At 58.9% G+C, this 25,268-nt stretch carries 22 protein-coding genes; 14 read left to right on the top strand and 8 right to left on the bottom strand.

From position 1 onward, the window contains the following. Positions 1-3 precede the first annotated feature (3 nt). The 3 genes from hemJ (at position 4) to D9N14_RS08570 (ending at position 2,345) form a co-directional block, all read left to right on the top strand. On the top strand, positions 4-447 hold the full coding sequence (gene hemJ / locus D9N14_RS08580; protein ID WP_290578957.1) for a protoporphyrinogen oxidase HemJ: 444 nt from the start codon (positions 4-6) through the stop codon (positions 445-447). 2 nt (positions 448-449) lie between these two features. Beyond that, positions 450-818 (top strand): cupin domain-containing protein, encoded by a 369-nt coding sequence (locus tag D9N14_RS08575; RefSeq protein WP_290578956.1) that lies wholly within the window; start codon positions 450-452, stop codon positions 816-818. Positions 819-1,049: 231 nt separating this feature from the next. After that, on the top strand, positions 1,050-2,345 hold the full coding sequence (locus D9N14_RS08570; protein ID WP_290578955.1) for an NAD(P)/FAD-dependent oxidoreductase: 1,296 nt from the start codon (positions 1,050-1,052) through the stop codon (positions 2,343-2,345). Between the two features lie 283 nt (positions 2,346-2,628). On the opposite strand, the gene D9N14_RS08565 is transcribed toward D9N14_RS08570, so the two are convergent. Together D9N14_RS08565 and D9N14_RS08560 are read right to left on the bottom strand one after the other, a co-directional pair. Continuing rightward, positions 2,629-3,573, bottom strand: a complete 945-nt coding sequence (locus tag D9N14_RS08565) for a DUF4124 domain-containing protein (RefSeq protein ID WP_290578954.1) — start codon at positions 3,571-3,573, stop codon at positions 2,629-2,631. Further along, positions 3,554-4,489, bottom strand: a complete 936-nt coding sequence (locus D9N14_RS08560; protein ID WP_290578953.1) for a LysR family transcriptional regulator — start codon at positions 4,487-4,489, stop codon at positions 3,554-3,556. Before D9N14_RS08560 ends, D9N14_RS08565 begins: the two co-directional genes overlap by 20 nt. Positions 4,490-4,605: 116 nt before the next feature. Here D9N14_RS08560 and D9N14_RS08555 point away from each other — a divergent pair, with 116 nt between their 5' ends. Both D9N14_RS08555 and D9N14_RS08550 read left to right on the top strand, forming a co-directional pair. Beyond that, positions 4,606-5,208, top strand: a complete 603-nt coding sequence (locus tag D9N14_RS08555; RefSeq protein WP_290578952.1) for an FMN-dependent NADH-azoreductase — start codon at positions 4,606-4,608, stop codon at positions 5,206-5,208. Between the two features lie 61 nt (positions 5,209-5,269). Then, positions 5,270-6,139 carry a pirin family protein gene (locus tag D9N14_RS08550; RefSeq protein WP_290578951.1) on the top strand — a complete coding sequence of 290 codons (870 nt, stop codon included), beginning with the start codon at positions 5,270-5,272 and terminating at the stop codon, positions 6,137-6,139. Here the strand turns inward: D9N14_RS08550 and D9N14_RS08545 are convergent. The 3 genes from D9N14_RS08545 to D9N14_RS08535 are packed head-to-tail and all read right to left on the bottom strand — an operon-like array spanning position 6,109 to position 7,905. Beyond that, complete coding sequence (locus tag D9N14_RS08545) at positions 6,109-6,945, bottom strand: dienelactone hydrolase family protein (protein ID WP_290578950.1); 837 nt, start codon at positions 6,943-6,945, stop codon at positions 6,109-6,111. The two genes, D9N14_RS08550 and D9N14_RS08545, sit on opposite strands and share 31 nt — an antisense overlap. After that, positions 6,917-7,372: a copper chaperone PCu(A)C gene (locus D9N14_RS08540; RefSeq protein ID WP_290578949.1), complete on the bottom strand. Its 456-nt coding sequence runs from the start codon at positions 7,370-7,372 to the stop codon at positions 6,917-6,919. The genes D9N14_RS08545 and D9N14_RS08540 overlap by 29 nt, the downstream gene beginning before the upstream one ends. Positions 7,373-7,377: 5 nt before the next feature. Further along, entirely contained in the window at positions 7,378-7,905 is a 528-nt protein-coding gene (locus D9N14_RS08535; RefSeq protein WP_290578948.1) for an SCO family protein, read from the bottom strand. Positions 7,906-8,113: 208 nt separating this feature from the next. Between D9N14_RS08535 and miaB the strand changes: the two genes are divergently transcribed. The 5 genes from miaB (at position 8,114) to lnt (ending at position 13,915) form a co-directional block, all read left to right on the top strand. After that, positions 8,114-9,457, top strand: coding sequence for a tRNA (N6-isopentenyl adenosine(37)-C2)-methylthiotransferase MiaB (miaB, locus tag D9N14_RS08530; protein WP_290578947.1), 1,344 nt, complete (start codon positions 8,114-8,116; stop codon positions 9,455-9,457). Positions 9,458-9,987: 530 nt separating this feature from the next. Further along, entirely contained in the window at positions 9,988-11,004 is a 1,017-nt protein-coding gene (locus tag D9N14_RS08525; RefSeq protein ID WP_290578946.1) for a PhoH family protein, read from the top strand. Then, positions 10,994-11,470 (top strand): rRNA maturation RNase YbeY, encoded by a 477-nt coding sequence (gene ybeY, locus D9N14_RS08520; protein WP_290578945.1) that lies wholly within the window; start codon positions 10,994-10,996, stop codon positions 11,468-11,470. Before D9N14_RS08525 ends, ybeY begins: the two co-directional genes overlap by 11 nt. Before the next feature lie 22 nt (positions 11,471-11,492). Then, positions 11,493-12,341 (top strand): HlyC/CorC family transporter, encoded by an 849-nt coding sequence (locus D9N14_RS08515; RefSeq protein ID WP_290578944.1) that lies wholly within the window; start codon positions 11,493-11,495, stop codon positions 12,339-12,341. 14 nt (positions 12,342-12,355) lie between these two features. Continuing rightward, entirely contained in the window at positions 12,356-13,915 is a 1,560-nt protein-coding gene (gene lnt, locus D9N14_RS08510) for an apolipoprotein N-acyltransferase (RefSeq protein WP_290578943.1), read from the top strand. A 6-nt stretch (positions 13,916-13,921) separates the two neighbouring features. On the opposite strand, the gene D9N14_RS08505 is transcribed toward lnt, so the two are convergent. Both D9N14_RS08505 and D9N14_RS08500 read right to left on the bottom strand, forming a co-directional pair. Then, positions 13,922-14,521, bottom strand: coding sequence for a class GN sortase (locus D9N14_RS08505; RefSeq protein WP_290578942.1), 600 nt, complete (start codon positions 14,519-14,521; stop codon positions 13,922-13,924). Next, a complete protein-coding gene (locus D9N14_RS08500) occupies positions 14,505-16,604 on the bottom strand; it encodes a marine proteobacterial sortase target protein (protein WP_290578941.1) in 2,100 nt (699 codons plus the stop codon). Before D9N14_RS08500 ends, D9N14_RS08505 begins: the two co-directional genes overlap by 17 nt. A 224-nt stretch (positions 16,605-16,828) precedes the next feature. Between D9N14_RS08500 and D9N14_RS08495 the strand changes: the two genes are divergently transcribed. From D9N14_RS08495 to D9N14_RS08485, 3 genes are all read left to right on the top strand, one after another. Continuing rightward, positions 16,829-19,168, top strand: a complete 2,340-nt coding sequence (locus D9N14_RS08495) for a molybdopterin oxidoreductase family protein (protein ID WP_290578940.1) — start codon at positions 16,829-16,831, stop codon at positions 19,166-19,168. A 16-nt stretch (positions 19,169-19,184) separates the two neighbouring features. Further along, positions 19,185-21,311 carry a molybdopterin-dependent oxidoreductase gene (locus D9N14_RS08490; RefSeq protein WP_290578939.1) on the top strand — a complete coding sequence of 709 codons (2,127 nt, stop codon included), beginning with the start codon at positions 19,185-19,187 and terminating at the stop codon, positions 21,309-21,311. Between the two features lie 78 nt (positions 21,312-21,389). Continuing rightward, complete coding sequence (locus D9N14_RS08485; protein ID WP_290578938.1) at positions 21,390-23,231, top strand: SLC13 family permease; 1,842 nt, start codon at positions 21,390-21,392, stop codon at positions 23,229-23,231. Between the two features lie 10 nt (positions 23,232-23,241). Here D9N14_RS08485 and D9N14_RS08480 read toward each other — a convergent pair whose 3' ends face one another. Continuing rightward, complete coding sequence (locus D9N14_RS08480; RefSeq protein ID WP_290578937.1) at positions 23,242-23,877, bottom strand: TetR/AcrR family transcriptional regulator; 636 nt, start codon at positions 23,875-23,877, stop codon at positions 23,242-23,244. 163 nt (positions 23,878-24,040) lie between these two features. On the opposite strand from D9N14_RS08480, the gene D9N14_RS08475 reads away from it, so the two are divergent. Further along, on the top strand, positions 24,041-25,264 hold the full coding sequence (locus D9N14_RS08475; RefSeq protein ID WP_290578936.1) for an oxygenase MpaB family protein: 1,224 nt from the start codon (positions 24,041-24,043) through the stop codon (positions 25,262-25,264). Positions 25,265-25,268: the final 4 nt, after the last annotated feature.

Below are 25,268 nucleotides of genomic sequence, written 5' to 3'. Positions count from 1 at the left end.
CCGATGCTTTGGGTAAAAGCTTTTCATATCATCGCCATCATCTGCTGGTTTGCCGCCCTTTTCTATTTGCCAAGGTTATTTGTCTATCACTGTCAGGCCAATGCGGAAGGGGACAAAACCGGATCTGAGCGCTTCAAAATCATGGAACGCAAACTGTATCGCGGCATCATGACCCCGAGCATGATTGTCGCCTTGGTGCTGGGTATCTGGATGCTGGTGGATCGCTGGGACCCCTATTTCAAATCCGCCATCTGGATGCACATCAAGCTGACCCTGGTAATCCTGTTAATCGGTTATCACCACCTATGTGGTGCTTATCTGAAAAAATTCGCTGCCGACCAGAACACCCGCAGTGAGCGCTTCTATCGGATCTTCAATGAAGCCCCGGTGTTCATTCTGGTGACAGTGGTGATCCTGGTGACCTTGAAACAACCCTATGCGGGCTGACCATGAAGCCAATGATTTTGCCGATCCAGCCGGACACGGAGTACTACTTTGAAGAGGGTTGCTACATCATTGAGCAACTGAATACAGACGCAGATCCCGCTTTATCCATCGCCCGGGCCAGGGTCAGCCCCGGCCGTCGAACCCGCTGGCATAGCCTGACGCACACCGTGGAGCGATACCAGATTCTGTGCGGCACTGGCCTGGTTGAGGTGGGCGACCTCCCTCCTACCCCGGTGCAGGCCGGAGACACCGTGGTGATCCCAGCGGGAGTGCGCCAACGGATTCTCAACAACGGTGAAGTCGACCTGATCTTTCTGGCCCTGTGTACGCCGCGCTTTCAGCCGGAAAACTATCAGGATTTGGAAGACTGATTACGCTGCGCTATTGCCCTGGCGCCTACCCGCCGTTACAAAATTGTCATTGCGTACACTGAATTGGCCACTAGAATGGCCGCCCACCTTAGCGATGGTCAACCGGCTTATTGACCACATAGTCAACATCGTGAGACGAATTTGGCACGTCAGACCGGACCAGGCCGGTGCCTGACCTGCCCCGGATTTCAAACTTGAGCCCGAATTCCAAACTTGAAAAGGTAATCAACTATGACCCATCGAATCGTGATCGTCGGAGGCGGCGCCGGCGGCCTGGAACTGGCAACGCTACTGGGGAACAAAGCTGGTAAACGCGGTCAGGCGGACATCACTCTGGTGGACGCCAACATGACCCACCTGTGGAAACCCAGACTGCACGAAGTGGCGGCCGGCGTATTGAACGCCGACGTGGATGAGCTGAATTATGTTGCCCACGCGCAACGACATCATTTCAAGTTCGTCATGGGGCGCATGAGCGGATTGGAGCGGGACGCCAAACACCTGATCCTGGCGCCGCATTATGAAAGTGGCGAGGAAATTCTGCCGCAACGGACCATCCCCTACGACACGCTGGTGATCTCCGTGGGCAGCAACACCAACGACTTCGGCACCAAGGGCGCAGCAGAACACTGCATTTTTCTGGACAAGCGCTCCGCCGCTGAAGCGTTCCATCGCAAATTCCTAAACGAATATCTGAAAGCCAGCCAGGCGCCGGGCGTGGCCCCGAAACACTGCAACATTGCCATTGTGGGTGCCGGTGCCACCGGCGTCGAGCTGGCAGCGGAGTTGAATCATTCTGCCCATGAACTGGTGGAATACGGCTTTGACCAAATCAAGCCCGAGAACCTGACCATATCCATTATCGAGGCCTCGAACCGGGTGTTGCCGGTGCTGTCAGAGAAAGCCTCGGCGGCTATTCTGCGCCAACTTAAAGAATTGAATATTGAAGTGCTCACCAATGAGATGGTCACGGAAATTACCGCCGATGGACTGCATACCAAGAGCGGACGCTTCGTTCCGGCGTTTCTGAAAGTCTGGAGTGCCGGCATTAAAGCACCCGAGTTTCTGCAGGGTATTGCCGGACTGGAAAGTAATCGGATTAATCAACTGGTGGTGACCAATACCCTGCAAACCACCCGCGATGAGAACATCTTTTCGTTCGGCGATTGTGCCCAGTGTCCCCGCCATGACGCGGACACTCCGGTGCCCCCGCGTGCTGCATCCGCTCATCAACAGGCCAAGCACCTGGCCAGATCCCTACAGCGCCGACTGCAGGGCAAAGCCCCTCTACCCTTTGTTTACCAGGACAAAGGCTCGCTGATTTCCCTCAGCAAAAAAGGCAGCGTGGGCAACATCATGGGGAACCTGAGCAAAGATTTTACGTTTGAAGGCAAGGTGGCGCGCTTCATGTACATCACCTTGTACCGCATGCACCAGTTTACGCTGCACGGAATTTTCAGAACCCTGCTGCTGATTCTGCGGGACCGGATTAACCGGCGTGCCAGCCCAACGCTGAAATTGCATTAGGCCAGGCCAACACACCGAGTCCAGAAAAAGAAAAACTCGCCACATGCAGCCCAATCTACAGCGTGGCGAGTGCATTCAACGCACAAATGCTAAAAGAGAAGATAGTTTGGAGTTCACGAAATGGTTGTAAGTCCAGTGCTTCAAAAGGGTCCCTCGGTAGTCCTTTGCCCTTTAAAATCGAAGTCGACACAACTGTGTTTCGCTTTTGACTATACGGAGAATTCTAACCAATCCCGTCGGGAAACTGAGTGACCTTTAGCGACAAAAAAGATGAAACAAGAGGTCAGTGGTGGCCGCGGGGTGCAAACCCTTTCCATTCGGCATCGCAGTCAAAGCGGCGCCTGCGTTCCCGAATATTCAAGCCGGTAAGGGATTCCAATGCACGCTGCAGCTTCGGGTAGGTGGCCGGATCGTCCCGTTCCACCCCCAGGGATGCCATTAACCTATCCTGGGACGAGACACCGCCCCCGGCCAAACGGATGCCGGCCTTTTCTTTCTCTTCTATGGACAGCGGGCGAAACTGCTTCCAACTGTCGATATCGCCACAATCGCTGCCCCGCTGTTTTTTGCAGCGTTGCTGCGCGGCTTCTGCCCAATGCTGCAGTGCCTCACAGCTTTGGCCAAAGCGTTGCTGGCAGGTGGCTTCGAAAGCCACCTCATCACAAAAGAATCCGTGTTGACTCAAACATTGCCAGTCCCGTTCTGACACCAACCCCTGCAGCGGCATCTCGCGCCCCATTTGTGCCTGGGTCATTACCGGTGGCCGCCGGTCCAGCAACTGATAGGGCGACTGGCATTTGTCCGCAATGTCTTTCTGCTCGCAATCCTGCTGCAGACAGACCTTCCAGTGATAGATTTTTTTGCATTCAAGGCTGAAACGCAGCTTGCATACGTAGTCCTGCTGCTCGCTGAAACAATCCCCCACCACACCCTCACACAGATCCTGTTCCGCAGCATCCCGAGTCAGGGTCGTACGCCGTTGTGGCGGCTTCGATGTCAGGTTTTTCTGCGGAGACAAGGCTTGTTCCGACCAGTCCTCGGTGGCCTTGGGGCCGCTCAGGCGTACGCCCAAATCCTCGGTATTCGGTGTCACGGTCTGGCTTTCATATTCTTCCGGCGCCTGATCCGAATAGTGCACACGCCCGGCTGCATCTTTCCACTGGAAGATCTCCGCACTGACCGGTGTTGCCCACAGCAGCACTGACAGGCTAATCCATTTCGTCCACATCCAGCGCCTCCGCTTGCTCCATGTTCTGACAGCGATCCAGCAGCAGCTCCGCCAGGTACCGGGTGGCCGGCCCCGCTGCATCCTTGTCTTTATACACCAGATAGAGCTCGCCGTAGCGACGCCCGCCCTCTTCCATGGCGATGGGCACCAGCAGGCCTTGCTGCAGATCCTGCTCGATCTGCAGGCGGGGTACCCAGGCGAACCCAAGCCCTCCCTTGATGGCCCGGATGGAGGTGCTCAGGTTGCTGACGGTCCAGCGTTGTTCCGCTTCCAGCCAGGGGGCGCTGAACCGGCGCTGGGGGCCGGAATCCCGGGTCACCATTTGCCGGTGCAGTTTCAGATCCTGCAACGTCACCGGGCGACCCAAGGACTGCAGCGGGTGCTCAGGGCTGCTGACGCAGATAAACTCCAGGCGCATCAGGGGCTCCCCCACAAATCCCTGGGGTACCACCGTGGACACCAGCAAGTCCACCTGGCCGGCCACCAGCAGGTCATGGCCACCGGACAATACGGACTCCATCAGTTCCACCCGGGTATCGGGAAAGCGCTGGGAAAACGCCGCCAGCAGGCAGAACAACTCATCGTAGGGAAACACCACCTCCACCGCCAAATCCAGACGCGGCTCTACCCCACGGGCCAGGCTGTCGGCAATGGCCTCCAGCGACACGGCGCTTTCCAGCAGTTGGCGCGAGCGCCTTAGCAGCACCTCTCCGGCGGCGGTGAGCCTGGCTTTACGCCCCTTCACTTCCAGAACCTGCACCCCCAGGGACTGCTCCAGCTTCTGCACGGAGTAACTGAGAGTGGACTGGGTTTTGTGGATGGCGTCGGCAGCCTGGGCATAGCCACCGTATTCCACCACCGCCTGAAATGCCCGCCATTGCTCCAGAGTAACTTTTGGAATCAGGGATGCTGCCATATCCATTCCTTCGATTTAATCGATTAAAACCAGCGATTTATTCGTATTTTAATTCTATTTATTCGAATTATCATAGAAAACATCAAATGAGACCTCTGAAAATCAGGAGCCAAGCCATGAAAGTACTACACATCAGCAGCAGCATTCACGGGGAACACGGCAACTCCAGTCAGTTGGCCACCCATTTTCTGAACCAGATTCAGCAGCAGCATCCTGACGCTGAGGTGGTGGTAAGGGACCTGGCCCAGGACCCGGTACCCCACCTGGATGCCGCCACGTTCAAAGCCAACATCACACCGGCGCACCAACGCACTCCGGAACAGCAGCAGTTGGCCAACCTGGCGGACACCCTGATTGAGGAGCTTCAAAGCGCGGACGTTCTGGTGTTAAGCGTCCCCATGTACAACTTCGGCATTCCGTCGACCCTGAAAGCCTGGATTGACGCCATTGCCCGTGCCGGCACCACCTTCAAGTACACCGAAAGCGGGCCGGTAGGGCTGCTGAACAACACCAAAACCTATGTTCTGGGCGCGCGCGGCGGCGAATATCTGGGGACGGCCAAGGATACCCAAACTCCCTATTTGCAGACGGTGCTGGCCTTCGTCGGCCTTGAGGATGTGGAGTTTGTGTTTGCTGAAAAGCTCAGCATGCAGCCCGAGCAGGCTTCACAGATAATGGACGAAGCCAAAACCAGAATCGATGGGTTACTGAACGCCTGAAACAAAGACAGAACCCCCGTTTCAAGCACCAACCCAAAACCACACAACGGAGCGAATCCCCATGACCAAGATACTGCATCGCATTCCGGCACGCCCTGCATCCGACGGAGCCGGAGTCAAAATCAAACGGGTAGTGCCGATGGGTGACTACGGCGTGATGGACCCGTTCCTGATGCTGGACGAGATCCGTTCTGAAACCGGCAGCGACTATGCAGCCGGCTTTCCATCCCACCCCCACCGCGGCTTTGAAACCGTGACTTACATGCGTCAGGGACAACTGGAGCACCGGGATCACATGGGCAACCAGGGGGTGATTCAAGCAGGTGGGGCGCAATGGATGACCGCAGGTCGAGGGGTGATTCACTCCGAAATGCCGCTGCAGAAAGACGGGGCCTTCCACGGCTTTCAATTGTGGCTGAACCTGCCGGCGGACGAAAAACTGCGCCCGGCGGAATACCACAACCTGGAGCCCGCCGACATTCCACTGGTGGTGAGCGGATCGCATCGCATCCACGTGCTGGGCGGAGATTGGATGGCTGACGGTGACCGGATTGCCGGTCCCATACGGGGTCGCACGACGGAACCCCAATTGTGGGACCTGGAGCTGAATGGCACGGACCCGCTGACCTTGAAACTTGATCCGGCCTTGAAAACACTGCTGTTTGTGTACGAAGGCCAGGTGCGGGTTGGCGGAAAGGATGGCGAGGATGTGCACGCAGCACAGATGATCAGCGTGCAGCATGAGGGCGCATTCCCATTGCAGAGCACTCAGCACGTGCAGAGCAACCAGCAGGCCCGGGTGCTGCTGTTAGCAGGACGCCCCCTGAAGGAGCCGGTGGTGCAGTACGGTCCGTTCGTGATGAACACACGTGAGCAGATTGAGGAAGCGATCCAGGATTATCAACTGGGTACGCTGACCAGCCGCTCCTGAAAAAACGCGATCATCTGGTCATAGGCCTGACGGGTGGGATGCCCTGGCTCATCGACGAAATCCAGCGTGAGCACAGAATGGGCCCAGGGCGGTATTTTGTGCTCATTGAACAGGGACGAATCGATGTCGATGCGGCGAAAATGCTCACCGAACTGATCTTCCAGGTAATCAAAACGGGCCCGGGGACACATGATGTCATGGGTAAAACGCATCCCCATCAGCGGAACACCTTCCTCCCTTGAGCGCTGTGTGGCCGCCGCCATATCCGCCGGCGTTACCCCCAGGCTGCGGCGCGCCTGCCTGCCCACCATGCCGTCGGCGTTGCCGGGCTGGCAGGACACAGGTGCCGCCACCGCCTCATCGATCATCAACGTCAAAACAAAGCCACCGGTGAAGCACATACCGATGGCCCCCACCGGCACGCCACCGCACTCTGCCTGCATACGTCGACACAGGGCCCGCAGCCAATCCGCCACCGGCCCGCGACGGCGATTGGCCAGCACGCGGAACTCAAAGCTCACACACACTTTGGCCAGATTTTTCAGGGGTTCGAAAGGCGCGTTGGGTTGGCCGAACAACACCGGCAGGTACACGGTGAAGCCGTCGCTGTGCAAGCGTTCCGCCAGCTCGATGGTGTGATGGGTGATCCCGGGCAGCTCCTGGATAATCAGCACACCGGGCTGGCTGCCATCGCCTTTTTTCAGCACCCGGTGGGCAAAGCCCCCGTAGCTGAACCGAAACTCTTCAAAACCGGGTACCGGACTCATGGCAGGCTCTTTAATGGTGATGGTGGTGATGGCCAGCATCCTCTGTGCGCTTGACCGGCATCAGGATGGGCAGGGTGTCGCCGTTCTTGAACTGCAACATCAGCTTGACCTCGTCGCCTTCCTTGAGCGGTTGTTTCAAGCCGATGAACATGATGTGATGGGCGCCGGGCTCGAACATGACACAATCCTCTGCCGCGATCTTCACTTCGTGCAACGGCTGCATGGTGGTGGCACCGTCCTGCTCCACCACGGTGTGCATCTCCACTGCGCTGGCTGCGTCACTGGCAACGCCGACGATCACCCGCTCCACAGCGCCGTGATTGTGCAGTTTGAAATAGCCCGCTGTGTTGGGGCTGACCGGGGGCACGGCGCGCACCCAGGGCTGTTCGATTTCCACCTCAACTGCTGCCTCACCGGACCAGGCCAGCATTGGCAGTAACAAGAGTGCAAGCAGAAACGGCTTCATGGCATTCAGTCCTCCAGCAGGGATTCGATGTCGTCCACCATTTTGTCGATGGAATCGGATTTGGCAAACAGAGCCCGTACCCGGCCCTGTTGATCCAGCAGATATATGTAGTCGCTATGGGTGTAAAGCGTGCCCGCCGCCGAGTCGGATTTCTGGGCAATGGCGATCACGCCGTACTGCCTGGCCACTGCCGCCAGCTGCTCGCCGGTGCCGGTGAAACCGACAAAGTCAGCACCGAAGTATTTCAGGTATTGCTGCAGGCGCTCCCGGGTATCCCGCTCGGGGTCGAAGGTAATGAACAGGGGCTGCACCTTGCTGCGCGCATCCTCCAGCTCATTCAGCACCGCCGCCATGCGGTTCAGTACCATGGGGCAGATATCCGGACAGCTGGTATAGCCAAAGTTCAGCAACACCACTTTACCCTTGAAATCGCTGAGGCGGGACGTCTCCGCCACAGTGGACGGCAGGGCAAAATCCCCACCCAGCCGGGTGTTGATGGGCAACGGCCCGGCCCACGCCGCCACGGACAGCACGACCAGCCACCCCGCGGCAAACACCCTGAAACAATCTCGCAACCCCGATGAGCTCACTTGCATACCTGCTTTATCTCTGATTTATAAACAGTTTTTGGCTGACCCGATACTAACCCATCCAGCCCGCAAGACAAACTGTGAAAAGCGCCGGCAACCCCTGTATAATTCGCCTCCCGCACCGGCTCGAATACTCGAATAGAAGTGGATCATGCGCAAGAAACTCTTTATTGAAACCCATGGCTGCCAAATGAACGAATACGACTCCAATCGTATGGCGGATCTGTTGGGGGACACATACCAACTGGAACTCACGGATAATGCAGAGGACGCCGATGTACTGCTGCTCAACACCTGCTCCATCCGGGAGAAAGCCCAGGAAAAGGTGTTCCACCAGTTGGGCCGTTGGAAGAAACTGAAGGAGCGCAATCCGGAGCTGGTGATCGGCGTTGGCGGCTGCGTGGCCAGCCAGGAAGGGGATGCCATCCGGGATCGCGCACCCTATGTGGACATGGTGTTCGGCCCCCAGACCCTGCACCGCCTGCCCAATATGATTGAAACCGTGGACATCACCCACGAGCCGGTGGTGGATGTCAGTTTTCCGGAGATCGAGAAGTTCGACCGTCTGCCGGAGCCCAGCGTGGACGGCCCCAAGGCCTTCGTCTCCATCATGGAAGGCTGCTCCAAATACTGTACTTTCTGCGTGGTACCCTACACCCGCGGCGAGGAAATCAGCCGACGTTTTGAAGACGTGATGAAAGAAGTCCAGCACCTGGCCAAGCTGGGCGTGCGGGAAGTAAATCTGCTGGGGCAGAACGTGAACGCCTTCCGCGGAGAGACCGCGGAGGGGGACATTGTGGATCTGGCGGAACTGATTGAGCACATCGCCAAAGTACCCGGCATCGGCCGTATCCGCTTCACCACCAGCCATCCGGTGGAATTCACCGACTCCCTGATCGACGTCTACGCCCGGGAGCCAAAGCTGGTTAGTCATCTGCATTTACCAGTGCAAAGCGGATCAGATCGTATCCTGAGCGCCATGAAACGGGGCCATAACCGGGACGAATACATTGCCAAGATTCGCCGTATCCAGGCCAACCGTCCGGACATTAGCCTGTCGTCGGATTTCATCATCGGCTTTCCCGGGGAAACCGAGGACGATTTCAACGACACCATGACTCTGATCGATGAAATCGGCTTCGACCTTAGCTTCAGTTTCGTTTACAGCGCACGCCCCGGCACCCCCGCCGCGGACCTGGAGGACGACACTCCCGCGGCAGAGAAGAAACGTCGACTGGCACTGTTACAGCACCGCATCAATCAAAATGCCCAGGAAATCAGCCGCCGCATGGTGGGCAGCAGGCAGGTGATTCTGGTGGATGGGATTTCCCGCAAGGACCCCGGTCAGCTGCAGGGCCGCACCGAGAATAACCGGGTGGTGAACTTCCGTCATGACGACGATGAGCTGATTGGCAGGTTCGTGGAGGTCAGTATTGATCAGGCCCTGCCCAACTCCTTGCTGGGTAGCTATTTGGGTCTGGCCGAGGCCAACTGACTCGCCCGCAGCATTTCATAAAACCCCATAAAAAAACGACCGGCAACAGCAGTTGTCCGGTCGTTCGTGTGTTGCGGCCTGCACGGCTACAGCTGTGTAGAAACCCGGGAGCCACCTTCAAAGCAAGGCTTTGAAGAAGGCCCCCATATTGTGCCCCAACGGGTTTCCGCTCGCTTTCCCCCTAGGAATTCAGCCACTTACAGGCGATCAGGTTGTGCGGGCAGCAACAACGCCATAAGCAATGCAGTCTATGTGCCAACTCCATAAAGCCTTGTTTTTTATATGACTTATAGCGCCATTAGAACCGATCAGTACCGATGTGTGTAAAAAGCTTCGACAATTTATGACCGTTTTTGCCGTTTTTTTGAGTTGGCGCAGCAAGAATTACACCCTGATGAAAAACCGTTTGGCCCAAAAAGCCGCCACAAAATCACCAAAGGTTCTTAAAGCCCGATTATGCTTTTCCTGCCTGGCGCTTCCGTATATTCTTATATCCATTCCAACATTGAAGGGCGTATGACGCAGCCACTTTGAACGAGATCGTTACCACTCACCAATTGAAGCTGGAACCTGCTGATTCCAGCCGCCTTGCCAAGCTCTGCGGGCAGTTCGACGAGCACCTGCGACAAATCGAAGACAAATTGGAAGTACAGATTGCCAATCGCGGCAATGCCTTTCAGTTGACGGGGCACCCCCGCCAGGTCAGTGCCGCCAGTGATGTGCTCAGCAAGCTCTACCAGGACACCCTGAGCAATCGATACCTGACCCCGGACGACGTCCACCTGATGCTGCGGGAAAGCCAGATGAACCCGGCTGCCGGCAGCCCCGATCTTACCACCGCAGCAGCAGGGGATCAGGAGACTCTGGAACTGGGCATCCGCACCCGTAAGGGCATGATCAAACCCCGGGGCGAGAACCAGAAGGCCTATGTGCGCCAGATCATGCGCAACGACATTAATTTCGGCATCGGCCCGGCCGGTACCGGCAAAACCTACCTGGCGGTGGCCTGTGCGGTGGAAGCCCTGGAGTCAGAGCAGGTGCGGCGCATTCTGTTGGTGCGCCCGGCGGTGGAAGCCGGCGAGAAACTGGGCTTTCTTCCCGGTGATCTGGCGGAAAAGATCAATCCCTACCTGCGCCCCCTGTACGACGCACTCTATGAGATGCTGGGCTTTGAGCGGGTCGCGAAATTCATCGATCGACAGATCATAGAGGTGGCCCCCCTGGCCTACATGCGGGGTCGCACCCTGAACAATTCCTTCATTATCCTCGATGAAAGCCAGAACACCACCAAGGAGCAGATGAAAATGTTCCTGACCCGGATCGGCTTTGGATCGAAGGCGGTGATCACCGGTGATTACACCCAGATCGACCTGCCACGGGGCACCAAAAGTGGTCTGGTGCATGCCATGGATGTACTGAAAGACGTCGAAGGCATCGGCTTTTCCCATTTCCAATCCAAAGATGTGGTGCGCCACACCCTGGTTCAGCGCATCGTTGAAGCCTACGACCAGCACGAAGCGGACGACATGCACCGTCATGAATCTTGATATCGACCTGCAGCAGGCCTGCGAGGACTACGAAACACCGTCTTTGGATCAGTTTTCCCGTTGGGTGGCACAGGCTCTGCAAGAGGCGCGTTATGACGTGCCGGCGGACATGCCCATTGAGATGACCCTGCGCCTGGTGGATACCTACGAAAGCCGTGAGTTGAATCGCACCTATCGCGATAAAGACCGCCCCACCAACGTGCTGTCCTTTCCTTTCGAAACGCCGGAAGACATTCCACTGGCCCTGTTGGGGGACCTGGTGATCTGTGCACCGGTGGTGGAGCGGGAAGCGGCTGAGCAGAATAAGACCCGGGAGGCCCATTGGGCCCACATGGTGGTTCATGGCACCTTGCATTTGCTGGGCTACGACCATATTGAAGAGCAAGACGCGGAAACCATGGAAGCGTTGGAGGTGCAGACCCTGGCACAGCTGGGCTTTGCAGACCCCTACGTGATCGATAACTAAAAGAGGAGTGACATTCGTCATCATGAACGACGATCAAAGTCGTAACGGTTCATCAGGCAAAGGTTTTTTGGATAAGTTAGCCAATTTCCTGTCCGGTGAACCGCAATCCCAGTCCGATATTCTGGAAATTCTGACCAATGCCCATCACAGCGGGCTGGTGGAATCCGAAGCACTGGGAATCTTTCAGGGGGCGTTACAGGTGTCGGATATGCAGGTGCGGGAAATCATGATTCCCCGGGCTCAATGCATCGTCATCAACTCCAGCGCCAAACCGGACGAATACCTGCCACCCATTATAGAATCCGCCCACTCCCGTTTTCCCGTGTATGGCGAAAGCCCGGATGACATCATCGGCATCCTGCTGGCCAAGGATCTGCTGGACCTGGCCTATAAAGGCAAGCTGGAGAAAACCCAACTGAAAGACCTGATCCGCCCCGCCACCCTGGTGCCAGAGAGCAAACGCCTGAACGTATTACTGCGGGAATTCCGCCAGACCCGTACCCACATGGCGGTGGTGGTGAACGAGTACGGCAAGATGTCTGGCCTGGTGACCATTGAAGACGTGCTGGAGCAGATCGTCGGCGAAATTGATGACGAACACGATTTTGACGACGACTACATGATCAAGGAATCCGACGATAACGAATTCGTGGTGAAAGCGGTTACCCCCATCGACGAGTTCAACGAGCATTTCGCCACCAAGTTCAATGAAGACGAGTACGACACCATCGGAGGCATTGTCCTCAGTCACTTCGGCCATTTGCCCAAGCGTGATGAAAGCGTCAATATTGGCAAGTACAATTTTACTGTGCTGAACGCCGATAACCGGGCCATCCGCCTGTTGAAGGTCAGCCAGATACAACATTCATAACCTCTATCAAGAATATGACCATAAAAACTTCGATCACCGCAGGTGGCAAAGGCCACCTGTTGGCGTTAGTGGCGGGGGCGATTTTTCCACTGGGACTGGCACCATTGGGCTTCTGGCCGCTGATTCCCGTATCTCTGGCCCTGCTGTTGCTTCTGCTGGAACGGCAGACGCCCAAGCGCGCCTTCTGGCGGGCGTTTTTCTACGGCATGGGATTCAACGGGGTCGGCGTGTCCTGGGTGTACGTCAGCATCCATTATCACGGCGGTACCCCGGCCTGGTTATCCGCCCTGGGAACCCTGGGCTTTTGCGCGTTCCTCAGCCTGCTCACCCTGTCCCTGCCGTTCTGGGCTTATCGTCGCTGGCAACTGGATCGCTATCCGATGCTGACGTTCCCAGCCATCTGGGTGCTGGTGGAGTGGAGCAAGAGCTGGCTGTTGAGCGGCTTCCCCTGGTTGTGGGCCGGCTATGGGTTTATTGACTCCCCACTGTCGGGACTGGCGCCGGTGGCGGGCACCTTGGGGCTCAGCCTGGTGGCGGCCGTAAGCGCTGTACTGATCCGCCTCTTCTGCCAAAAAGACAATCTGCAGCGCATGCCCGCACTGATCGGGCTGGTTGTACTCTGGGTCGGCTGCTGGTCCCTGCAGGGTTTGGAGTGGACGCTGCCGGATCTGGCGCAGACCCGCAAAGTGGCGCTGATTCAGGGCAACATTCCCCAGGAACAAAAATGGGACCCGAAATACCGCCAGAAAATCTTCGATGTCTATATCTCCAATACTGAGAAAAACCAGGATGCGGATTTTATCCTGTGGCCAGAGGCCGCCTATCCGGTCTATTACCACCAGGCCCTGAAAACCATTACCCAACTGGACATCCAGGCCTCCGCCCATGCCACCGCCATTGTCAGTGGCGTGCCACGCTGGGAACCGCTGGAAAACGGCGGCGACCGCTATTACAACTCGGTGTTTGTGATCGGCGCTGGCGAAGGTATGTACAATAAGCAGAAGCTGGTGCCCTTTGGGGAATACGTCCCCCTGGAAGACACCCTGCGGGGGCTGTTGCCGTTTTTCAACCTGCCCATGTCCAGTTTCAGTAAAGGAGCCCCGGATCAGGCGCCCCTGTTGGCCAACGGCCTGACCTTTGCCGCCTTTATCTGCTATGAAGTGGTCTATCCGGAACTGGTGCGGCAGCAGGCCAAAGGCAAGGATTTCCTGGTAACCATCAGCAATGATGCCTGGTTCGGTCATTCCTGGGGGCCGATCCAGCACTTCCAGATGGCCCGGATGCGGGCATTGGAAACCGGCAAATACCTGTTGCGGGGCACCAATACCGGCATCACCGCCATCATTGACCACAAGGGACGTGTGCAGGGGCAAATTCCCGCCTTCCAACCCGGCGTACTGAAAGGCGTGATGTACGGCACCCAGGGGATGACGCCGTTTGTGCAGTTGGGACAATGGCCGGTATTAGCACTGTGTTTTCTGGGGCTGGTTATCGGCCTGGTGCTGAGCTTGCGGGAGGAGCCGGAACCGGAAGTCCGCCCCCTGTACCACAACTCCAGCGTGCCCCGAAAATAAGCTGGTTTACACTTGCAGGGGGCGGATGGCAGCCCCCTCCTGTATGCGCCGGGCAATTACCAGATAACGCAAGGGACCACCACTGTCCAGGGCGTTGAAGGGATAGCACGCCACCAGGGCCAACACCGGCTCGTCCGCCTGCAGCGCAATTTCCGAATCACGCACGTCCGTCACCTGGATCTGTACGATCTCAAACCATTGCAATCCCCCATCACGGGACTGCAGCAGAAACTGCTCACCCAGCTCCACTTCCCGCAGGAAGGCAAAGTGGGTATCCCGATGACCACCGATGACGCTAACCCCGGCCTGACCCGGCGCCACACTGGCGCTGAGGTGAGCAGGTCCGAACGCCAGGTTGCGGCCACTGGCACCCGCCAGGATCACCAGCTTCTTGTCCTGCCGGGGAAACAACAGGCGGGCAATGGGGGAGGTATCCGCCCAGGGCCAGGGGCGATGGGCCCGGCCATCCTGCAGGTGCTTCTGCCAGGCGTCGTCCAGCAGGACCTGGGCCAGCTGCGCCTTGGCAGCAAGATAGGCGCTCTCCCCCAGCAACCAGATTGCCCCCACCATCAGTAACAGGGCCAGACGTCTACGCCAGATCCGCATCACAGCCCCCTCCGAATTCAGTGCGCTGCCACAACAACAGCGCCGCCCCCAGCAACAACAGGCCGATCAACATGTGCCATTGCAGCCCCAACGCCGTGCGCGGATAACCCACACCGGGTGCACTTTGTTGCGAGCCCGCCGGCATGGGATTGGCCACCTGCTCCTGGTGCAGGGCTGTGTCTTGTGGCCGCACCGGGGTTTTGTCCACCGCCACGAAGCTGGTATAGGGCGTCACCAGACGGTGCTCGATGCCCAGGGCAATGATCGCCTGCCGATGCAGGGAGCCATTGCCCTGGCGCACCCCGTCATCCTGTAAATTGGCCACCTTGGCCCGGGCCCACAGGGTGGCAATGCCCTCCCCCTGATCCCCGGCTTGCAGGGTCAGGGCGGTCTGCCAGGGCTGGCCTTGGAACCGGCCTTTGATGACCACACCGCCTGGCGCCTGGTCAAAGCGGGCCTTGATCAACAACGGCTCCCCCAGAAACAGGTCCGGCACCGGTTGTGGGTACACCTCTGCTGCCGCCCCCTGCACCTGGATCTCTATTTGGGTGAGGGCGGGTTTTTCGATGCGGCCGAACAGCTCTGCCATGCGGGTCTGCACTTCGTCAGTGCTGCCGATATAGGTGTAGGTACCACGGCCGAACTCCGCCGCCTTGCGCATGAAATAGCCGTTAGGCGCGGAGCCGATGCCCACGGTGTACAGCCGCTTATCGCCAATGCGTTGGTGAATCAATTCAAACAGGGCCTGCTCATTGCCCACGCTGCCATCGGTGATGAACACGACCTGGGTCACCGGTACGGTTTCACCCTTATCCTCTCCCCTATCCTCCATCTCCGTCTGCGCTTGGGACAGTGCCGCCTGCAGGGGCGCCAACATTTCCGTGCCTCCGTCGGCGGTCAGCCCCTCCACAAAGAAGGATGCGCGCCGCAGGGCCCCGGGTGTGGCCGCAGCCGGGCGAGGAAACAGGGTGCGGTAGCCGGAATCAAAATCGATGACATTAAAACGATCCTGAGGCCGCAGGCGGCCAAGCGCCATCTGCACCGCCTGCTTGGCCTGCACCATGGACTGGCCGGACATGGAGCCGGAGCTGTCGATGATGAGGATCAGCTCCCGCGGCCCGATTTGCAGGGCTGCCGAGGGCGCCGGCGGCATCACCATGATCAGGCCATGATCCCGACCGGACACCTGCTCCGAAAAGTACGCCGCCACCGGAGCCTGGCGGGCCACCGGTTTCCAGCTCAATACAAAATCCCGATCCATGGGCACCGTTTGCCCATGAGGGCGAATCTGGTATTCCCGGCCCGACCGGCCCACCTGGATGGCATGATAGGGTGCATCGAAACCTTCCACATCAAACCCGGCGTTGACGCGGATCTGCAGCGACGCCAGCATCTGCTCCGCCGCCGCCTGATGGGTTTGAGGGGGCGAGATCAGATGGGCATCCCGCACCTGGTCGGTGGCGAACGCCCAGCCCCGCACATCCTGGGGTGGGGTTTCCTGCGGTGGCGTGCCGGGAATATAGCGGGGGGTGAGGGTCATGGGCAGACGCAGGGAAAACGCCCCCTGCAGGAAATGCAGGGTCTGCAGAAAGCGCAGCTCCACTGCCACGGTTTCACCTGGACCGATATTGGCCACCTGGGTCGAAAACAGGTTGGGACGCTGTTGCTGCAGCAGCCCCGCCCGTTTGCCCTGGGCTTTGGCCTGGGTGTAGATGCGGCGGGCCTCCTGCTTCTCCATGATCTCGCCCTCAATCACCCGTTCACCGATCCGCAGGCGCATGGCATTGACTGCACTGTCCTCCGGCAGGGGCAGCACATAGACCGCCTCCACCCATTCCTGACTCGGATTGATAAACTCCTGCCGCAGGGTGACCTGGGACACCAGCCCACTCACCTCCACATCAAATTCCGCCCGGCTGCGAAGAAAGGGCTGATACCCCCCCTGCTGCCGGATCAACAGGCTGCCGGTGCCCACCTCATCCAGAGACCCATAATGCGCTTCCTCGAAACCGTCCCCGAAGGCCATTGCGCAACAGGACAGCACCAACACCAAGGCTGTAACCAGCCGACCCACGTTCTGCATAACATACCCCAATCTGTGAATGACAATCTCTGAATGACAGAGGTGAGTACACCACCGGAATCGGGCAGCACCGGATGGGGATTGTGGCGTGTCGGGGAGCAAAAATGATCAATTGTGGCAGGCTGACCCGAGCCTGTCCCAAATTTGTACGTTTTGGACATTGAATCCACCCGGGGCATTTAGGACTCTGGGCAGGACACAGAATAACAAGATGAGGTCAGGGCATGGACAAGGTCGAGAACAGGGTCGAGGACACGCAAACCCATTACCGCACCTGCAATATTTGTGAGGCCAGTTGTGGCCTGGTCATCCAGCATCAGAACGGGCGCATCGTCTCCATCAAGGGGGATGCACTGGACCCGTTGTCGGAGGGCCATATCTGCCCGAAAGCCGTGGCCCTGCAGGACCTGCAGGAAGACCCGGACCGCCTGCGCAAGCCCCTGAAGAAAACCGCCGACGGCTGGCAGGAAATCGAATGGCAGCAGGCCTTTGACGAAATCGCCAGTAACCTGCAGCGTATTCAGAACCAGTATTCGAAAGACGCCGTGGGGCTGTATGTGGGCAACCCCACCGCCCATAATCATGGGGCCCTGTTGATGCTGGCTCCGTTTATTGCCGCACTGGATACCCGCTCCCGCTTTTCTGCCACCTCCTGCGACCAATTGCCCCACATGCTGGCCTGCAAGGAGATGTTCGGCCATTTCGCCAACTTTCCCATACCAGACCTGGATCGCACCGATTATTTTCTGTGTCTGGGGGCCAATCCACTGGCCTCCAATGGCAGTGTGATGACCGCACCGAACATCAAAAACCGGCTGCAACGATTGCAGCAACGGGGCGGCCGCTTTGTGGTACTGGACCCCCGCCGCACGGAATCCGCCGAGATCGCCTCGGAGCATCAGTTCATCAAGCCCGGCACCGATGCCCTGTTGCTGCTGGCCCTGCTCCACGTGATTTTTGCAGAAGGCCTGCACAGCGAAGGCGCCGCCCGCGGCCAGTTGAAGAACCTGCAGGAACTGCGACAGGCGGTGCAGTCGTTCAGCCCCGCCCAGGTGGCTCCCATCACCGGGATCGCGGCAGCGGATATTGCGCGCCTGGCCCGGGAGTTCGCCGCCGCCCCCCGCGCCATCGCCTATGGCCGGGTGGGCGTGTCCACCTCGCAATTCAGCTCTATTAATGCCTGGCTGATCTATGCCTTGAACATTGTCACCGGCAACCTGGACAAAGCCGGAGGGCTCATGTTCACCCTGCCGGCCATTGATCTGGTGGGGCTGTCGGCGGCCCTGGGGGAAACCGGCAGTTTTGACCGCTGGCGTTCCCGGGTGCGCAACCTGCCGGAATTCGCCGGCGAAATCCCGGTGGCCACCATGGCGGAGGAAATCCTCACCCCCGGCGCAGGGCAGATCAAAGCCATGATCACCCACGCCGGGAACCCGGTGCTGTCGGTGCCCAACGGCAAGCTGCTGGAGCAGGCCTTCGAGCAACTGGAATACATGGTCTGCATCGACATCTATCTGAATGAGACCACCAAACACGCCGACATCATTCTGCCGCCCACCGGCCCCCTGGAACACGGGCACTATGAGCTGGGCCTGCATGGGGTGGCTATCCGCAACACGGTGAAATACTCCCCGCCGCTGCTGACACCGCCGGAGGGGGCCCTGCACGACTGGCAGATTCTGGCCGAACTGACCGCCCGCCTGGAGTCCACCTCGGCCCTGAAGAAAATCGGCGCCCGCACCAAGCTGGCCTTCATTCGCCGCCTCACCGATGAGGGCCTGCTGGACTGGTTGCTCCGGCTGGGGCCTTACGGCAAAGGCCTGCCGCTGCAGTTTCTTAAACAGTTTATCCGTAATGGCCTGCACAGATTCGCCCAAGGCAAGCGGGGGCTGAGCGCCGCCCTGCAATCCTCCGCCTATGGCAGCTTGAGCGAACACTGCCCGGTGCCCTTCCCAGCGCTGGATTTGCAGGTGGTGAAAGAGCACCCCCACGGCATTGACCTGGGACCTTTGCAGCCCATGTTGAGCCACCGCATCTTCACCCGGGACGGCCTCATCGACCTGGCACCGGAGCTGTTCCTGCAGGATCTGCAACGGCTGCAGGCGAATCTGCCGGAGTCCGGTCCGGAAGAGGAGCTGCTGTTGATCGGGCGCCGCCACGTGCGCAGCAATAACTCCTGGATGCACAACAGCACCCGGCTCATCAAAGGCAAAAACCGCTGCAACCTGATGATGGCCAGCGCCGATGCCGCCCGCCGGGGCTTGCAGGATGGGGATTGGGTGAACGTGCAATCCAGCACCGGCACGGTGACCTTACCGCTTTGGGTCAGCGACGACATCATGCCCGGTGTGGTGAGCATGCCCCACGGTTGGGGCCATCACCGGGCAGGCACCGCCCTGTCCAAGGCCGCCACCCGCGCCGGCGTCAGCATGAACGACATCACCGACCACAATCTGGTGGACGGCCTTACCGGCATGGCGGTCATCAACGGAGTTCCGGTGCAGGTGAGCGCCTGTGCCGAACAACCGGTACATCACACTCAAGCGGCGGCGGTATCACACTGAATAAGGCGGTATCCCTATGACTGAACTGAAACATACTTTTTGCCGGGTTTGCGAACCCTCCTGTGCCCTGGTGGCGGAAGTGGACAACGACCGCCTGATCAAGTTGATGCCCGACCGGGATCACCCCGTCACCCGCGGTTTCGCCTGTCACAAAGGCATCAATTTCCAGGCCATTCACCAGGACCCTGACCGCCTGGATGTGCCCCTCAAACGCCGTAACAGCAAAACCGAACCCGGCCAGTTCACGGAACAAAGCTGGGACGACAGTCTCGCGGACATCGCCGGGCAATTGCAGTCGATCCGGGAACGTTTCGGCAACGACGCCATCGCCGCCTATGTGGGTAACCCCACGGCGTTCAATGCCCTGGGCAGCCAGGCCATGATGTCGTTCTTTACCCAGTTGGGCATGCGCCGCCTGTTCAACTCCGGTACCCAGGATTGCAGCAATAAATTTGCCGGTGCCGAGGCGGTGTTCGGCACCAGCACCCTGCACCCGATTCCCGACCTGGCCCGCACCCGCTACGCACTGATCCTGGGTGAGAATCCCAAAGTGTCCCACATGTCCTTTGTCTCCATGGCCAACCCCATGGCGCAACTGAAACAGGCGAAGAAAAACGGGGCCACCATCCGCTTCGTCAATCCCCGCCGCATTGAATCGGCCACCGCCGCCACCGGGGATGTGCTGCAGATCAAACCGGATACGGACCTGTATTTTCTTGCCGCACTGCTGCACGAAATCGACCGCCACGTAGGCTTCGATCGTCAGGTCTTGGCGGAACACGGCAAGCACGTGGAGGGGCTGCGCCAGTTCATCGCGCCCTATGATGCAGAGTCGGTGGCAGACGTGACCGGCATTGACGCCGCCAGCATTGTGCAGACCGCGCTGGACTTTGCCCGAGCCGAGTCCGCCTGCGTGCACATGTCCACCGGTGTCAACATGGGGCGCCAGGGCACCCTCTGCTATTGGCTGCTGCAAATGCTCAGCTTCGTCACCGGCAACCTGGATAAACCCGGCGGCAACCTGTACAGCCTGGGCTTTTATCCCGCCGCCAAGGCCGGCGCCCTGAAAAATCCCGACCCGGAAGCACTGTTCTTCCAAACCGAACACGGTGAACTGCGCACCATTCGCGGCGCCCTGCCGGGCAACCTGCTGCCGGACCTGATTCTGAACGACAGCCAGCCCATCAAGGCCCTGATCATCATCGCCGGCAACCCGGTGCTGTCCATGGGGGGCGAACAGAAAATCCGCGCGGCATTCGAACAGCTGGAGCTGATCATCGTGCTGGACCTGGTGCGCAACGCCAGCGGCGAGTATGCGGATTACCTGTTGCCCTGTGCCGACATGCTGGAGCGGCCGGACATCAATATCTGCGGTCTGGGCATGCAGTATGAACCCTACGTTCAATACACCGACGCGGTGGTGCCCCCCAAAGCCCAGCGCAAACCGGAATGGTGGATCCTGGGCAAGCTGGAACAGGCCATGGGCCTGCATTCTCTGTTCGATCAGACCGACAACCCGGACCCGTTCGGCCGCCTCAACCGCATGCTGGGCTATGCCGAGCTGTCCCTGGAGCAGTTGAAATCCGCCCCCTGTCAGTCGGTGACTCTGCCCCCGATTCCCACCGGCCGTTTCTACTGCGAGTGGCTGCAAACCGAGGATAAAAAAGTGGACTGCTGCCCACCCCTGTTCGCTGCAGCCATCGAGCAGGCTCACCAGATCTTCCTGGAGTTGCGCGCAGAACCTTCGGATCAGCTGAAACTGATCAGCCTGCGCACCAACTACATGCAGAACAGCTGGTACCACAATGTGAGCGAACTGAAGCGGGAACACCAATTGGAAAATCCGCTGCACATGGCGCCGCAGGACGCGGCTGAGCGCAACCTGACCGAAGGCCAGCAGGTTCAGGTGTTCAATCAGTGGGGCAGGGTTACGGCGACCATTCGACTGGATGACAGCTTGCGCCCGGGCACCGTGGCCATGACCCACGGCTGGGGCAATCAACGCACGCCCGGCCTGCGCATTGCCCGGGAATACCCCGGCACCAACGTCAACCAACTGTTGCCCACCGGACCCGGCAGCTTCGAGAAGCTCAGTAACCAGGCCCACATGACAGGGATCAAGATCACGGTGGAAGCGCTCTAGCGAGGCCCAGTAATTCTGTTTATAGTGAGGCTGCCCGGTTATCCTGAGGCCGCGCTGGAGTTGCTGTGAGGAACGTTCATGTTCAGTCTACCGGATTCGCTGCACATCCCCTTTGTGTTCGGCCTGATCCTGGCGGCCACCGTCATGATGGCCAGCAATCGGGTGCGCTACGACATGATCGCGCTGCTGATGGTGCTGGCGCTGATGCTCAGTGGGATTCTGACGGTGTCCGAAGCCCTGGCCGGCTTTGGCAATTCCGTGGTGATCCTGATCGCCGCACTGCTGGTAATCGGGGAAATGCTGGATCGCACCGGCGTCGCCCGCAGCGTGGGGGACTGGATTCTCACCAAGGGCGGTAAAAGTGAGGTCCGCTTACTGGCCCTGATCATGCTCAGCAGCGCCGTGCTCAGCGCCATCATGAGCTCCACCGCCGTGGTGGCCATATTCATACCGGTGATCCTGCGCATCGCCATGCAAACCGGCCTCAATCCTTCCAAATTATTGCTGCCCATGTCCTACGCGGCCCTGGTGAGCGGTATGCTCACCCTGATTGCCACACCGCCCAACCTGGTGATCAGTGGCGAGCTGGAAGCCAAGGGATTTGCTCCACTGGGGTTTTTCAGTTTCGCCCCACTGGGGCTGCTGGTGTTGGTATTGAGTATGCTCTACCTGATCGGTTTCGGGCGCCGCTGGCTGCCGGACCAACCCCGCAACCCCTCCCAGCAGCATTATGGGCGCTCCCTGCGGGACCTGTGGGAGGATTACCGCGTCAACCGTGAGACCACCCCGTTGCGGGTGCAGCAGGAATCCCCCCTGTGCCAACAACCCATTGGCACCTGCGGCCTGCATCAGAACTATGGCGTGCGTATTCTGGAAGTGGTGCGGCCGCAACGGGGTGGCTCCGACCATTTTCCTGGGCCCTCTGCGGATTTCGTGCTGCATGCCGGTGACATCCTGCTGGTGGCCGGCCAACCCGACCTCACCCAGCGCATGATGCAGGCGCAACACCTGAGCCCTCACCGTTTGAGCCGGCGCGATGAGCAACGCTCCATTTGGGAATTAGGTGCTGTCAGTGTTCTGATTCACCCCAACTCCAAGCTCATCGGCCACAGCATTGTTGAAGCCGGATTTCGCAGCCACTACGGGTTGGACGTGATGGGCTTGCGCCGCAATCAAACTGCGATTGTGGAATTCGAGCAGGAGAAGCTGGCGGCGTCCGACAGTTTGCTGGTAGTGGGCCCCTGGTCCCGCATCAATAAACTGCAGGCACAGAATCACGATTTTGTGCTGCTGGAATCCCCCCTGGAAGCGAGGGACGTGGTGCCCGCCCATCAACGCATGCCCATCGCAATTCTGATCACCCTGGCCATGGTGGTGGCCTCGCTATTCAACTGGATTCCGTTGGTGGCGACGGTGATGATCGCGGCCCTGGCCAGCGTAGTGACCCGCTGCCTGTCCGCTCAGGATGCCTATCGTTCCATTCACTGGAGCAGTCTGGTGCTGTTGGCGGGCATGCTGCCCCTGGCGGATGCTCTGCAAAAAACCGGCGGCACCCACCTGATCGTGGACAGCCTGTTGCTGGCGGTGGGGGATGCCTCGCCGGCCATGCTGCTTACGGTGCTGTTTTTCGTCACGGTGCTGCTCACCAACATCCTCTCCAACACCACATCGGCCGTGCTCATGGCGCCCATCGCCCTGGGCGTGGCGGAGGCCATCGGGGTGTCCCCCTATCCACTGGCAGTGGCTGTGCTGTTGGCCGCTTCATCGGCCTTTCTGACTCCGGTGGCCTCGCCGGTGGTGACCCTGGTGGTGGAACCCGGCCACTATCGATTCAGTGATTTCGCCAAACTCGGCAGTGTCATGGTGCTGATGGTGTACGCCGTCACCCTGCTTCTGGTGCCGCTGTTGTTTCCCTGGTGAGCACGGCGCTCTAGCGGGCCGCCTCCCCACTCAAATACCCCACCACCATTTCCGTGAGCCCCCGAGTGATTTCGTCCTGGGACATCATCATGCGGGGCTGGCCGATGTAGCGCACCATGGTGAACATGACGCTGTTGGCGATAATGAAAATGCGAACGTGCAGATCCTCGATGGGCGTGTTCTGGTAATGCTTGAGAAAATACACCCGGGACAGGTCCATGAAGGTTTGCTGCAGAATATCCATCACCCGATCAGTGGGCAGGCTGTGCCAATTGCGTACCAATTCCAGATACAGCCCATCCCGGGAGTTCAGCAGGGCAAATCCGAACTGAATGATCAGGTGTACGTTGTTGCGTAAACCGGCGGTGCCGCCCGCCGGTTCAGCTCCGGCTGCGGCCTGCTCCATCATCGGCAAACGCCGCAAGGCCTCCGCAATCTCATTGGCCAGCTTGTCCACCAAGGCTTCCACCAGGGAATCCTTATCGTCGAAATACTGATAAAGCGAACCCACACTGACCCCGGCGGTTTCAGCGATGTGATGCGTGGTGATGCCATCCAGCCCCAGCTCGGTCACACATTTGGCAGTGGCTTCAATGAGGGCGTCCACCATCTGCCGGGATCGTTTCTGCTTGGGTTTTTTGCGCATGACGCTGCTCCGGTTTCGCCGCAGCCTAATCGGGTTATGTAGATTTCTGTAACCAGGCCCTAATGCGAATTGAATACGAATAAATATTCGCATTAATCTGTTCAGACATCAAGAAGCTTGAACTGAGTGCCCGATTTAGTTTGCCCAAATGAGAGAGCCCATCATGAACCAAGCCGAACATATTATTCCGACCCGCGCCCGCCCGTTTGAGAAGACCGGCAAAAAGACCCCCTTCTGGCTGAAACGCCTGTTAGGGCGTGAACTGGCCCCCAGCCGGGATGAGTATCGCGCTGTGACTGACGCCCTGTGGGACGGCGATCAGCCTATGGACGACCTGGTGACCTGGATGTTTGAGGAGAACCCCAAACAGCGCCGTGCCCAGATCCAGAAAGCCTTTGAAGGGGATCTCACCGATGCACCCCAGGCGGTGCTGGACTTTTTTGACACCCTTAGCACACCGCCGGCGTGGATCGACTTCGACCTGATCGAAGAAGGCGTTGACTTCATCCACAGTGTCGGCATCAGCGCAGGCTATGTACTGAGGGATCTGGCCTTGATGGGCGGCTACATGCTGTCTGGTTTCAACCAATCCCTGGTGATGACCGGCGCCCTCAACAAAGGCACCGCGCAACGCATCGCCGAAACCGGCAAATGGTGGATCGACTGCACCGAACATAACGGCATGCGCCCGTTCGGCCCCGGCTACAAATCCACCCTGCACGTGCGCATGGTGCACTCCCTGGTGCGCCGCGGCCTGGATAAACATCCGGATTGGGATCACGCCCGCTGGGGGCGCCCCCTCAGCCAGATCGACATGGTGGCCACCTATCTGGGCTTCAGTGTGGTGATGATACTGGGCCTGCGCAAGATGGGGATTCCAGTGTTGCCACGGGAATCCCGTGCGGTCATCCATTTGTGGTCCTACGCCTGCTGGATCATGGGGGTGGAAGAAAAGTGGCTGGTGCAATCCGAAGCCGAAGGTATGGTGTTGCTGAATCACACCTACGCCACCCAGAGCCTGCCGGACGCCACCAGCAAAGAGTTGGCCAAGTCCCTGTCGGAAGAACCCCTGGAGCGCAGCTACCACCGTTTCCAGAACCTGAAACGCAAACTGTCCTATCACCAGCACCTGGGCATGAGCCAGTATTTTCTGGGCAAGGACAAAATGGCCAAGCTGGGCTTTGAGGACCTGGGCCTGCCCTGGTATCCCCTGGTTTCCAACGCGCCCAGAGCCTTGCTATATACCGCTGAACATTTCCTGCCGGGGCAACGCAAGCGCCAGCAGAAGCTGGGCCGCCAGGCTCAGATGGATATGTTGGCGTCTATGTTTGGCGAAAAGGAACACGCCATTATCAACCCGGATACGGATCATCCTGCGCACGTTTAACCCA

The organism is Ketobacter sp. (assembly GCF_003671495.1).
Classification (GTDB): Bacteria; Pseudomonadota; Gammaproteobacteria; order Pseudomonadales; family Ketobacteraceae; genus Ketobacter.
Note: the sequence above shows the minus strand (reverse complement) of the source record. Positions and strands in the feature narration are given on the sequence as shown.

Coding starts and splice junctions, on each gene's coding strand:
- D9N14_RS08540 (WP_290578949.1), bottom strand. CDS start 7,372: ATGAAGCCGTTTCTGCTTGCACTCTTGTTACTGCCAATGCTGGCCTGG.
- D9N14_RS08500 (WP_290578941.1), bottom strand. CDS start 16,604: ATGCAGAACGTGGGTCGGCTGGTTACAGCCTTGGTGTTGGTGCTGTCC.
- D9N14_RS08490 (WP_290578939.1), top strand. CDS start 19,185: ATGACTGAACTGAAACATACTTTTTGCCGGGTTTGCGAACCCTCCTGT.
- D9N14_RS08505 (WP_290578942.1), bottom strand. CDS start 14,521: ATGCGGATCTGGCGTAGACGTCTGGCCCTGTTACTGATGGTGGGGGCA.
- D9N14_RS08495 (WP_290578940.1), top strand. CDS start 16,829: ATGGACAAGGTCGAGAACAGGGTCGAGGACACGCAAACCCATTACCGC.
- D9N14_RS08570 (WP_290578955.1), top strand. CDS start 1,050: ATGACCCATCGAATCGTGATCGTCGGAGGCGGCGCCGGCGGCCTGGAA.
- lnt (WP_290578943.1), top strand. CDS start 12,356: ATGACCATAAAAACTTCGATCACCGCAGGTGGCAAAGGCCACCTGTTG.
- D9N14_RS08565 (WP_290578954.1), bottom strand. CDS start 3,573: ATGTGGACGAAATGGATTAGCCTGTCAGTGCTGCTGTGGGCAACACCG.
- D9N14_RS08575 (WP_290578956.1), top strand. CDS start 450: ATGAAGCCAATGATTTTGCCGATCCAGCCGGACACGGAGTACTACTTT.
- D9N14_RS08485 (WP_290578938.1), top strand. CDS start 21,390: ATGTTCAGTCTACCGGATTCGCTGCACATCCCCTTTGTGTTCGGCCTG.
- hemJ (WP_290578957.1), top strand. CDS start 4: ATGCTTTGGGTAAAAGCTTTTCATATCATCGCCATCATCTGCTGGTTT.
- D9N14_RS08550 (WP_290578951.1), top strand. CDS start 5,270: ATGACCAAGATACTGCATCGCATTCCGGCACGCCCTGCATCCGACGGA.
- D9N14_RS08555 (WP_290578952.1), top strand. CDS start 4,606: ATGAAAGTACTACACATCAGCAGCAGCATTCACGGGGAACACGGCAAC.
- D9N14_RS08560 (WP_290578953.1), bottom strand. CDS start 4,489: ATGGCAGCATCCCTGATTCCAAAAGTTACTCTGGAGCAATGGCGGGCA.
- D9N14_RS08475 (WP_290578936.1), top strand. CDS start 24,041: ATGAACCAAGCCGAACATATTATTCCGACCCGCGCCCGCCCGTTTGAG.
- D9N14_RS08545 (WP_290578950.1), bottom strand. CDS start 6,945: ATGCTGGCCATCACCACCATCACCATTAAAGAGCCTGCCATGAGTCCG.
- ybeY (WP_290578945.1), top strand. CDS start 10,994: ATGAATCTTGATATCGACCTGCAGCAGGCCTGCGAGGACTACGAAACA.
- miaB (WP_290578947.1), top strand. CDS start 8,114: ATGCGCAAGAAACTCTTTATTGAAACCCATGGCTGCCAAATGAACGAA.
- D9N14_RS08480 (WP_290578937.1), bottom strand. CDS start 23,877: ATGCGCAAAAAACCCAAGCAGAAACGATCCCGGCAGATGGTGGACGCC.
- D9N14_RS08515 (WP_290578944.1), top strand. CDS start 11,493: ATGAACGACGATCAAAGTCGTAACGGTTCATCAGGCAAAGGTTTTTTG.